10 protein-coding genes are annotated in these 12,256 nt (G+C 33.9%); 8 read left to right on the forward strand and 2 right to left on the reverse strand.

Annotation, left to right across the window (positions count from 1 at the left end; all coding sequences use genetic code 11):
* Positions 1-153: 153 nt before the first annotated feature.
* From htpG to GYM75_RS07250, 7 genes are all read left to right on the forward strand, one after another.
* Complete coding sequence (htpG, locus tag GYM75_RS07220) at positions 154-2,028, forward strand: molecular chaperone HtpG (RefSeq protein ID WP_220215302.1); 1,875 nt, start codon at positions 154-156, stop codon at positions 2,026-2,028.
* Between the two features lie 179 nt (positions 2,029-2,207).
* Positions 2,208-3,047 carry a BglG family transcription antiterminator LicT gene (gene licT, locus GYM75_RS07225; protein WP_220215303.1) on the forward strand — a complete coding sequence of 280 codons (840 nt, stop codon included), beginning with the start codon at positions 2,208-2,210 and terminating at the stop codon, positions 3,045-3,047.
* A 186-nt stretch (positions 3,048-3,233) separates the two neighbouring features.
* Positions 3,234-5,123 (forward strand): beta-glucoside-specific PTS transporter subunit IIABC, encoded by a 1,890-nt coding sequence (locus tag GYM75_RS07230; RefSeq protein ID WP_220215304.1) that lies wholly within the window; start codon positions 3,234-3,236, stop codon positions 5,121-5,123.
* Positions 5,124-5,126: 3 nt separating this feature from the next.
* Entirely contained in the window at positions 5,127-6,521 is a 1,395-nt protein-coding gene (locus GYM75_RS07235) for a glycoside hydrolase family 1 protein (protein ID WP_220215305.1), read from the forward strand.
* A 114-nt stretch (positions 6,522-6,635) separates the two neighbouring features.
* Complete coding sequence (locus GYM75_RS07240) at positions 6,636-7,976, forward strand: OprD family outer membrane porin (protein WP_220215306.1); 1,341 nt, start codon at positions 6,636-6,638, stop codon at positions 7,974-7,976.
* 26 nt (positions 7,977-8,002) lie between these two features.
* Positions 8,003-8,767, forward strand: a complete 765-nt coding sequence (locus GYM75_RS07245; RefSeq protein WP_220215307.1) for a histidine phosphatase family protein — start codon at positions 8,003-8,005, stop codon at positions 8,765-8,767.
* A gap of 140 nt (positions 8,768-8,907) precedes the next feature.
* Positions 8,908-9,447, forward strand: coding sequence for a methylated-DNA--[protein]-cysteine S-methyltransferase (locus GYM75_RS07250; RefSeq protein ID WP_220215308.1), 540 nt, complete (start codon positions 8,908-8,910; stop codon positions 9,445-9,447).
* A gap of 262 nt (positions 9,448-9,709) precedes the next feature.
* Here the strand turns inward: GYM75_RS07250 and GYM75_RS07255 are convergent, their stop codons facing one another.
* Positions 9,710-10,291 (reverse strand): hypothetical protein, encoded by a 582-nt coding sequence (locus tag GYM75_RS07255; protein WP_220215309.1) that lies wholly within the window; start codon positions 10,289-10,291, stop codon positions 9,710-9,712.
* Positions 10,292-11,009: 718 nt separating this feature from the next.
* Complete coding sequence (locus GYM75_RS07260; protein WP_220215310.1) at positions 11,010-11,339, reverse strand: nitrous oxide-stimulated promoter family protein; 330 nt, start codon at positions 11,337-11,339, stop codon at positions 11,010-11,012.
* A gap of 73 nt (positions 11,340-11,412) precedes the next feature.
* Between GYM75_RS07260 and GYM75_RS07265 the strand changes: the two genes are divergently transcribed.
* The gene (locus GYM75_RS07265) at positions 11,413-12,243 is read left to right on the forward strand and encodes a shikimate 5-dehydrogenase (protein ID WP_220215311.1); all 831 of its coding nucleotides are present in this window, start codon (positions 11,413-11,415) and stop codon (positions 12,241-12,243) included.
* Positions 12,244-12,256: the final 13 nt, after the last annotated feature.

Consider the following 12,256-nt stretch of genomic DNA (forward strand, 5'->3'; position numbering starts at 1 on the left):
AACTATTATGACAGTGTTATTCATTTAACAGTTATACCCTTTTGCAATCAAATCTGCTCTTGCAGACGTTGAAAGCATGGATAGCTTTATTAATCAAGGTTATCGGTATAAATTGTTAATTGAATCAGTTAAATATATTAGAGGAACTAGTCAATGAGTAAGCAAGGTACAGAAACTCGTGGATTTCAATCCGAAGTTAAACAAATTCTTCATTTAATGATACATTCTTTATATTCCAATAAAGAAATATTTTTACGAGAGTTAATTTCGAACGCATCCGATGCGGCTGATAAATTACGTTTTAAAGCACTTGAAAATCCTAGCCTTTATGCTGGTGATGCTGAGCTTGGCGTACGTATTTCTGTGAATAAAGAAGCAGGAACTTTAACCATTGCCGATAATGGTATCGGTATGACACGTGATGAAGTTATCGAAAATTTAGGTACGATTGCCAAGTCTGGCACCAAAGCATTTTTGGAATCAATCGGTAGCGATCAAGCTAAAGACAGCCAACTAATTGGTCAATTTGGTGTTGGTTTTTACTCTGCATTTATAGTAGCAGATAAAGTCACCGTCAAAACTCGTGCTGCAACTGCTAACGCTGATGAAGCGGTTATGTGGGAATCGGCTGGCGAAGGTGAATATACGATTTCTGATGATAATAAAGAGACACGTGGTACTGAAATTATTTTACATCTAAAAGAAGATGAAAAAGAGTTTTTAGATGACTGGCGTTTACGCTCAATTATCAGTAAATATTCTGATCATATTTCACTCCCTGTTGAAGTACAAACCATCGACGAAGAAAGCAAAGACGTAAAATGGGAAAAAGTAAACAAGGCTCAAGCCCTTTGGACTCGGAGTAAATCTGAAATTACCGACGAAGAGTACAAAGAGTTTTATAAACATATTTCTCATGATTTTGCCGATCCACTCAGTTGGAGCCATAACCGAGTAGAAGGTAAACAAGAATACACCAGTTTACTTTATATTCCTTCAAAAGCACCGTGGGATATGTGGAATCGTGATAACAAACACGGTCTAAAACTTTATGTACAACGTGTCTTTATTATGGATGATGCAGAGCAATTTATGCCAAACTATTTACGCTTTGTAAAAGGTTTAATTGACTCTAATGATCTTCCATTGAATGTATCACGTGAAATATTGCAAGATAACAAAATCACCCAAAGTTTACGCAATGCATGTACAAAACGTGTATTACAAATGTTAGAAAAGCTGGCTAAAGATGATAAAGAACAATATCAACAGTTCTGGAGCGAATTTGGCTTAGTGTTAAAAGAAGGAACGGGTGAGGACTATGCTAACCGTGAAGCTATCGCGAAATTGCTCCGTTTTGCTTCTACGCATTCTGATAGCAATGCGCAAACCATCTCTTTAGACGATTATATTAGTCGTATGCAAGAAGGTCAGGATAAGATCTACTACATTACCGCTGATAGTTATGGTGCGGCTAAAAATAGCCCACATTTGGAATTATTCAGCAAAAAAGGCATTGAGGTCTTACTATTATCTGATCGTGTTGATGAGTGGATGATGAGTAATTTAACTGAATTTGAAGGAAAACAGTTCCAATCAATCAGTAAATCTGACGAATCGATTGAAAAACTTGCCGATCAAGATAGCGAAGAACAAAAACAAGCAGAAAAAGAGCTTGAACCATTTATTGAACGTGTCAAAGCAGTGTTAGGTGATAAAGTAAAAGAAGTTAAATTAACGCATCGTTTAACCAATACACCTGCAATAGTGACCACTGCAGCGGATGAAATGACCACGCAAATGGCAAAACTTTTTGCGGCTGCCGGTCAAAAAGCGCCTGAAATCAAATATACGTTTGAGATCAACCCTGATCATAAGTTAGTAAAACGTATAGCTGATACACAAGACGAAACGGCATTTAGCGACTGGATTGAATTATTATTAGATCAAGCATTACTGGCAGAGAAAGGATCATTAAGTGATCCAAGTAAATTTATTCAAACCATGAATAAACTGCTTGCAGAATAATCAATAAATAATAAAACCCGATATTAGATAGTAATATCGGGTTTTTTGTTAACTTTTATTTAAGTTAGGTAATCGAAATTTACTAAAAATATGATGCCTATCACATTTTCTTATATTTCTTCTTTTCATTTTCTGCTGTCTATTCATAATACCTAAAGTTTTCAATCAGACGGTGACAGATGAAAGTTTATAAAATTCTTAATAACAATGTAGTCGTTACACTTGATTCCAAAGGCAATGAACTCATTGTCACTGGTCGTGGCATTGGATTTAAAAAACGTGAAGGAGACTTGATTGATCCTAAACTGATTGAAAAACAATTTTCCCTTAACAACCAAGAAACGCTACCAAGATTTGCTGAATTACTATCTGAAATACCCATTGAAATATTCACTACTTCAGAAATCATCATCAATCACGCCAAGCAAGTCCTGAATGGAAAACTGCAAGATAGTATATATATTTCACTCACAGATCATATCCATTTTGCTATAGAGCGCCATAAACAAGGATTTGATATTCCGAATAGTTTTTTATGGGAAACAAAAAAGCTCTATCCTAAAGAGTTTCAAGTAGGTTTATTTGCTTTATCGGTCATCAAAAAACGTTTATCCATTGAGTTACCAGAAGACGAAGCGGGTTTTATTACCTTTCATATTATTAATGCTCAACTTAATGATACGATGCCCAATATCGTTAAAATGACCAAAATCATGCGTGAAATTCTTAATATCGTCAAATACCATTTTAATTTTGAGTATGATGAAGATTGTCTTTCTTATCAACGTTTTGTGACACACTTAAAATTCTTCTCACAACGCATTTTGAGTCAAACTCAACTGGTTCAACAAGATGCCTCATTATATGAATTAATTCGTAAAAAGTATGAGCAGGCATATCTATGCACAAAACAGATTGATCTCCATTTAATTCAACAATATCAACATCCACTTACCGATGATGAAAGTCTGTATTTAACCATTCATATTGAACGACTACGCACTGAGCTCAAAAAATAATGTGATGCAGTTCACAATTTGAACATCTCAAAATGAGAAATCATATTCACTTTTTTTTATTTATGCTAGCCTAAGCGAATAAATTTTGGATTGTTATTGCATAGCATTTTATGTTGTGTAAGCAAAACCTAATCACCTCAACTTGAGGTGGTTAGGTTTTTTTTTGCATTTAAAAAAGGATAAGGTATGAAAAACAAACAACTTGCCGAATCAATTATTGAATATGTTGGTGGTCAAGACAATATTATCAGTCTGGTACACTGTGCAACTCGTCTAAGATTTGCATTAAAAGATGATAATAAAGCTAATGCAGATATCCTCAAAAAACAAAAAGGGGTAATAACTGTTGTGCAAAGTGGTGGACAATTTCAAGTTGTCATTGGTAACAATGTTGCTGACGTATTTAATGCAATTATGGATATCACTAGCCTTAATAACACCCCTGCTTCTCAAGAAGCGGGGCCTAAAAAAGGGATTGTGTCACGACTGATTGATTTAGTATCAAGCATTTTTATTCCAGTTTTAGTGGTACTGGTTGCTGGCGGTATTTTAAAAGGGATTGTGTCTCTATTACAAGTATGTGACATTGTTCAGGAAAATACGCCAACATTTACTTTTTTAACCGCTATTGCTGACGCGCCATTTTATTATTTACCGATCATTTTAGGTTTTTCTGCAGTTAAAAAATTTGGTGGTAATCCTTATGTTGGAATGGCGATCGGTGGCGCATTAGTCTATCCGGATATCACCGAGATGCTAGGAAAAGCAATTGAATTACAAACTGAATTTTTCAATATCCCTATTAAATTAATTCCTTATAAATCTTCAGTCTTCCCGGTAATTTTAGCAGCATGGTTTTATTCATTGCTTGAACGTAACTTCAACAAAATCATGCATGACTCATTTAAAAAATTCATTTCGCCCCTACTCGGTATTATCATTACTGTGCCATTAACCTTTGCGCTTATTGGTCCAGTCGTTGCATTTTTATGTAACACTGTAGCTAGTGGCATTATTTATGTTTATGAACTTAATTCTGTTATTGCCAGTATGATTTTAGCCGCACTTTGGCAAGTCATGGTAATATTTGGTATTCATTGGGGACTTGTTCCATTTGCCTTAAATAATTTATCGGTATATCAAAATGATTTTATGTTACCGATTCTGTTTCCTGCTGTGTTCGCGCAAGTTGGTGCCGTATTAGCGGTAAGATTACGAGCCAAAGATCCTGAATTTAAAGCTTTAGCAAGTTCTTCGGTACTATCGGGTATTTTTGGGGTAACTGAACCCGCAATTTACGGTGTCAATTTACCGTTAAAAAGACCATTTGTTATTGGTTGTCTTGCTGCAACTGTAGGTGGTGGAATTGTTGGTTATTATCACAGTGTCATTTATTCGTTTAGTTTTATTAATATTTTCTCCTTTTTACAATTAATTCCACCTACAGGCATAGATGAAAAATTTTATGCTGTCGTCGTTGGTTGTATCCTTTCATTCATCTTGGCACTAATTGCAACCTATCTATTTGGAATGCCAAAAACAAAGCAAACAGATCAAGATGAAACTTCATCGACAAACAATCTTAACCTTTCAGATACTGTTAATACGCAACCTGTCACAGTTTACAGCCCGTTAACAGGAACTATCATTCCACTAAATCAAGTTAATGATCCTACTTTTGCCAGTGAACTAATGGGTAAAGGCATTGCTATTATTCCAACAGAAGGGAAAGCTTACGCTCCTGATGACGGTGAAGTCGTATCACTGTTCAGAACCAAACACGCTATCGGATTTCAGACTGATTCTGGCGTGGAAATATTAATTCATATCGGGATCGACACGGTTAAATTAGACGGTCAACATTTTCAAGCACATGTTCAAGCCGGTAACAAAGTCAAAAAAGGCGATTTACTCGTCAGTTTTGATATCGAGGCAATCAAACAAGCAGGATTTGAAGTTTCCACGCCGATCATCATTACTAATAGTGATGACTATCAGAAGATCCAGACTATTCATCAATCAGAAACTATTGAAAAGGGTGACGTTTTATTAACGTTATCAGCAAATAAGGAGTAACACATGTTAACACAATTTCCGAAAGATTTTCTTTGGGGCGGAGCAATTGCCGCCAACCAAGTTGAAGGTGCCTATCGTGAAGATGGCAAAGGTTTATCTACATCAGATTGTACACCCAACGGTTTATTTGGTGACATCATCGATCGTAATAAAAACACAATTACCGGCATTAAAGATCGTGCCATTGATTTTTATCATCGCTATCCTGAAGATATCGCTTTATTTGCTGAAATGGGATTTTCATGTTTAAGAACGTCAATTGCTTGGACTCGAATATTTCCAAATGGTGATGAAGAACAACCAAATGAAAAAGGACTGGCGTTTTATGACAAACTGTTTGACGAAATGTTAAAACACAACATTACCCCACTTGTCACCTTATCGCATTACGAAATGCCCTACTACCTTGTCACGCAATATGGTGGATGGGGAAATCGTAAAGTCATCGAATTTTTTACTCGTTATGCCAAAACCGTATTTGAACGCTATAAAAATAAAGTAAAATATTGGTTAACGTTCAATGAAATCAATATGTCATTACACGAACCTTTTACCGGTGTCGGATTGGATAGACACAGTAGTAAAGAACAGATCTATCAAGCCATTCATCATCAGTTAGTCGCCAGCAGTCAAGCGGTCAAACTATGTCATCAAATTATTCCCGATGCCAAAATAGGTAACATGCTATTAGGTGCTGTTGCTTATCCTTTAACACCTAAGCCTGAAGATGTTTGGGCTACACTTCAAGAAAACCATGGTTGGCTATTTTTTGGTGATGTTCAAGTTCGAGGTTATTACCCGACTTATATGAAACGTTTTTTCAGAGAAAACAATATTAATTTAACGATCACCGAACAAGATCGACAAGATCTTAAAGAAACGGTCGATTTTGTATCGTTCAGTTACTATATGAGTTGTTGCGCAACCGCTGATGAATCACAAAAAACAAAAGGCAATATTTTAGATATGGTACCAAATCCTTATCTAAAAGCATCGGAATGGGGTTGGCAAATCGATCCAACAGGCATCCGTTACCTGTTAAATATGCTTTATGAACGTTACCAAAAACCATTATTTATTGTTGAAAATGGCTTAGGTGCAAAAGATAAATTAGAAGCAGATGGCACGATAAATGATGATTATCGTATTAACTATATGAACGATCATTTAGTGAAAATTCGTGAAGCTATCGATGATGGTGTCGAAGTGATGGGGTATACCAGCTGGGGGCCAATCGATTTGATTAGTGCTTCAAAAGCCGAAGTAACTAAACGTTATGGATTTATTTATGTCGATTTAAACCAAGACGGCTCGGGAACGCTAAAACGCTATAAAAAGAAAAGTTTTTACTGGTATCAATCTGTGATTGCATCAAAAGGCGAAGTTTTAAAATCTTAACTTTTGTGTCAAACCTAAAATTGGAAAGTAACTGCGTATAGCAGGCAAAACCTAAATAGCTCATCAAGCATAACTGACTATTTAGGTTTTAATAAATAAAAAAAGGATATAAAAATGAAAATAAGATATTTAACCTTCGCATTATTCAACATCATGTCTTATTCCGTTCTTGCAAACCAAATATCCGATAATCATCTACAACAAAGCCTTTTTGATAATACTTTTATTAAAGATAGTAAACTTGATTTCTCTACTCGCAATCATTGGAAATATCTGAAAGAAAATGCCGCTCAACCAAAAGAAGTGCATAGTGCTTGGGGGCAAGTTTTCACGTTAAATTATAAATCAGGCTATCTGTTTGATACACTTGGATTTGACGTCACTTATGATAATGCGATAAAGCTTGGTGCAAGTGATTATTTTGCAACCCGTAATCTACTGTACAACCATGGTAAAGGTTATAGTAAACACAATGCGCATGGCTTTAATAAATTTACTCAGCGTTATATAAAAATAAAACTGGGTGATGAAAGGATAAATTTTAACGGTAAAGTGGGATGGCATAGTGTAAAAGATTTAGGCATCATTAGCTCTTCACAACATTTAACACGAAACAGCTATCTCGGATTTAGTGGCATATTAAAATATGATGACTTTGCTTTTTCATTTGGTCGTTTAGACAGTGCCCTACCCCGTGAATCCGCCCAAAAAGTTCACTTTTTAACGAACGATCGCAAAAAAGTCATTGATCACATTTCTACAGTTGAAATTGCCTATAAAGATACTGATACTAAAATCGATTATTCTTACGGTGTTGCCAAAGATTATTTAAAAAGACATGCGATAGAACTGGCATACAAACCGATTAACAAATTAACAATCGGTTCACAATTTTATGGCAGCTACGCAATGAAAAATTATGATGCCATGAAACAAAATAAAAAAGAGTTTGATTCACATGCATGGCATTATGCAGCAGACATTGAATGGAAAGAAAAAGATTGGAGCATTAAAGCTGGTCTAGCTTATACTGATGCAAACAAACACAATGCCATAGGGTATTATGGACGCCATATCGGTAAGAATAACCGTGGTCGTTTTAATGGACTTGCCGCCGCAGCAGCAGATTACATGCGCGATGGGGAACTTGTGTTCACAACCGTATTAAATTATGATTTTATTAAAGATAACACAACTGGTTTATATATGAACTATGCTGAATTTAATTATAAGCATGAAAGACTAAAAAATGGTGAAATCAATATTTTCAATATTTGGAAACCTAGCACTGGTATGTTTAAAAACCTCTCTATCTTATCAAAAGTAGGTTATGGATGGTCTTACAAAACAATGAGTGCTTCTGATGCCACACCAAATCTAAAACACGGAAGAGCACAACGTTCCCCAACGTTATCAGCTGAAACCGTCATCGATTATCGATTTAATTTATTTTAAATATTTTGTTTAATAAAGGATGAAACATGAAAAAAACAATTCAATTTATTAGCCTATTTTTTGTTATGGTTGTAACTATTTCACAAGCTTTTGCCAGTGAAGTCACAATCTATTTAACCCGTCATGGTAAGACCATGTTTAACAATGTCCATCGTGCCCAAGGATGGTCAGACACCCCATTGATTGAATCGGGTATAAAGGTTGCTGAACAATTAGGACGAGGCTTAAAAGATGTCGAATTTATAACGGCTTATTCCAGCGATTTAGGTCGTGCCCGACAAACAGCACGTATCATCTTAGAAAGTAAAGGCGATACCATTGCTATTAATGAAATGGAAGCCCTGAGAGAAGCCTGCTTTGGCGATTTTGAAGGCGATCTAGATCCCAATATGTGGAATCCTGCTGCACAACATTTAGGTTATTCATCTGACAAAGAATTAATGGCTGATCTTGCTAAAGGGAATATCACTTTGAAAAAAATGTTAGATGCAGTTAAAGCTGTTGAAAAATCGGGACACGCGGAAAATTATCAGCAAGTTAAAAAGCGAATGGAAATCGCATTAAAAACCATCGCTGAATCAGCAAAAGCACAAGGTGGTGGTAACGTATTAGTCGTTTCACATGGTATTGCGATTATGTCTATGGTAGAAGAGCTGCTAGACACCCCTATTACTACCCCATTAGGCAATGCCAGTGTAACGAAAATTCGCTATACCGAAGAAGGTAAATTTGTTGTCGAAAGTTTTGGTGATATGAGTTATGTCGAAAAAGGAAAACAAATTACAAAGTAACATTTCAAACTTATTTGGCTTGCTTAGGTAAGCCAAATAACTGAATAAAATTGGGTGGATAACGGAAAAATGGTAGAAATTAACCTAAAAAACAAGCATAATTTTATACCATTTTTGAGTGCAAATTTTTTAAGGTTTATATGTTTTATTCATCTGATTACTCATCACCATTAGGATTAATTACACTGGCAAGTCGAAACGATCAACTTGTTGCTGTATGGATTGAAGGACAAAAATATTTTGGTGATACCGTAAACGAACCGCTTGAAAACAAACCAAACTTACCCATTTTTAACCGCACAAAAAAATGGTTTGATCACTATTTTTCAGGAAAAAATCCAGCAATCAATCAACTTGATTTAGCCCCTATAGGTACACCTTTTCGTCATCAAGTTTGGGATATTCTTTGTAAAATTCCTTATGGTGAAATCATCACTTATGGCGATATAGCTAAACAAATTGCGAAAACTAATCAGCTTACCAGCATGTCTAGCCAAGCTGTCGGCGGTGCAGTTGGTCGTAATCCACTATCCATTATTATTCCTTGTCATCGAGTCATTGGCAGTAACGGCAGTTTAACCGGTTATGCAGGTGGCATTGATAAAAAAATAAAGCTTCTGCAATTAGAAGGAATCGATACCCAAAGGTTCACTATTCCCACTAAAGGTACTGCACTTTAAATATCCCACTGCTTTTGCTGTAAAGAATATAAAAAATTCAATACCTAAAGTGAATAGAAAACGCCTTAAATAACCTTGAATTCTAAATAAACCAAATTTTTATAATGATTTACTCGATAGCCATTACATTTAGTAAATCATTTACCTATTTGAGCCTATAAACAATGAACATGGATTATTTAAAGTAATTATCTTCTTAAATAAAATTGATTTAAATCATCTTGGTTTAGTTTTTCAAACAGAATGATTTTTATTATAGAATTCAATCGGTAAATGAGGGTAAAGGATTAAGCACTGCATACATTTTACTCTTTAAATATCCATTATTATTCAAACAAACTCTCATTTTATTTTGAACATCGATACGATTGTTTTCCAAATAATCCAATAAACCATCAGCATATCTTTTTGACTCAGAAAGAACATCAAAATGCATTTTTAAGCAACTACTTGCTCCAATATGCTTAAGATTCAAAATATATAAGAAAGCAATATCGCCCTTAGTTAACTCGTTATTTTTCAACTTGGTCGGTAAATAAACCCACTCTTTATTTTGAATACTATTAAGGACAACTTCTAACTTGTCATCATCATATTTATTGTTAACGAAATATTCGTCAATAACAAAATCATCAATGTTACTATCCCATGTTAACTGAGTATTGTTTCCATAATAAATTGTTTCAATATTCTGTAACTTTTGAGGCGTTGAGTTTTTGGGTTCAACCCTTCCAAACTCAAAAGTAATTGTATCATCATCCTCAATAGCTAAGAATTTTTGTGCTTGAATTGCAAATGACAAGTTTGTAAATAATAATAAAAAAATGACTAATATTTTTTTCATTGATAAATTTCCTTTTCCAAACGGTAGTAATTATTTTTATAGTAATTAAAATGTTGTTTTCACGATTGCTATCTTTCTGATATTTAACTATCTCAAAACGATACAAATCAAAATAATTAATAACGAAGAATTTATTAGGATTTGGAAATTCATTAAATCAATATTCAATGAATAAATTTGAATATTATCTTCTTTATGTAAAAATGAATGACAACTATGCGTAGTTATAAACTTCTTATTTCCTAATTCCATGATAAATTTTCTTTTTTATAATTAATTTCAATTAACTTTGTTAAATTAACGTTTTTATTGTTATTTTTTAAATTATACCGACAAGTGACCAATATTATTTTATCTCTCTGATAATATTGGTGACAGTCCCATTATTAAACTAGTTAAATACGATATCTTAAAAAGATACTTTTCAATTTAAATGGCTAACCTCACTAAATTAAATAAAGTATAGAATGATTTTATAAATCTTTTTGTACTAGATATATAAGATTACTCACACAAACAATTTTATATTATACATATTATCGGTATGAATAATAAACATTTTTATCACCATTATTTTTTCATAAAAATAATCAGCTATAAGTCCGTCAGTTTCGAATATTGTATCCAACTGATTTTTACATTATTCGTTTTTATAATTAGATTTTCAATCACTAGGAATTTTTTAAGTTAAATGCCCCAGTAAAATAATTAAAAAAAATTATCTTTTTTTCAAATTTTTATAAAGATGTCTAAATGCCATAATAGGATGATGAATTATCATTCTTGGTCCAGAAAATCGCATAACTTGTTGTATTTTTTGTTTATAATCTTTGCGATAACAATGTTTTGGGCAACGTTCACAGGTTGACTTCTCTTCGCCAAATCGACATAACGTTAAGCGTTGCATTGCATATTTCAATAAATCTTCACATTCATCACATAAATGGCTATGTGGTGTATGGTGTTGCTTATTACAATATAGATATATCATTGTGCTGACGGTAACTTTTTCTTGCTGAATGTTGGGGCCCGTATTTTTTACTACCATAATTTAATACTTATATAACGAGAAAATGTTAAAATTAAAAAATAGTTGATTATAATCCCAAGGAACAATAAAAATGGCAAGAATTATCAATAAGGATACCATTGTTTGTATGTCGCTATCGGCAAGACCTAGCAATTTCGGCACTCGATTTCATAACTATTTATATGAGAAACTTAATCTTAATTACCTGTATAAAGCTTTTACTACCAATAATTTAAAAGATGCCATTTTTGGTATTAAAGCGTTGGCAATTCGTGGTTGTGCAATCTCTATGCCCTATAAAGAAGATTGTATAGCATTTATTGATGAACTTGATGAATCGGTAAAATCAATCCAATCAGTTAATACTATCGTTAATACAAATTATCATTTGAAAGCCTATAACACTGATTATATAGCTGTAGAAAAACTTATTACGCTACATAATATTGATAAAACAACACCATTTGTTTTAAAAGGAAGTGGTGGTATGGCTAATGCAGTGGTTGGCGCTTTTTACGATGCAGGTTTTAAAAACGGCACGATTGCCGCACGTAATCAAGCAAAAGGAGAGGCTTTGGCAAAACGTTATAATTATCATTGGGTAAAAAATGAAACCGAGCTATTACCCGAACAAGCTAAACTGATTATTAATGTTACACCAATTGGTATGCGAGGAAGTGTTGAAGAAAACAATTTAGCTTTTTCTGAAAGCATGATTCGAAATGCCGATATCGTTTTTGATGTAGTTGCAATGCCAGTAGATACACCTATGATTAGGTATGCAAAAAAATTAAATAAACCAATCATTTCTGGAGCAGATGTCGCTGTACTACAAGCACTTGAGCAATTTATTCTCTATACTGGGGTCAAACCAAGTGAAGAATTGGTTAAACAAGCATCCGAATTTGCCAGACAAGAATAAGTGTTATATCTTC

This window comes from Gilliamella sp. ESL0441 (genome assembly GCF_019469185.1).
Taxonomy (GTDB): domain Bacteria; phylum Pseudomonadota; class Gammaproteobacteria; order Enterobacterales; family Orbaceae; genus Gilliamella.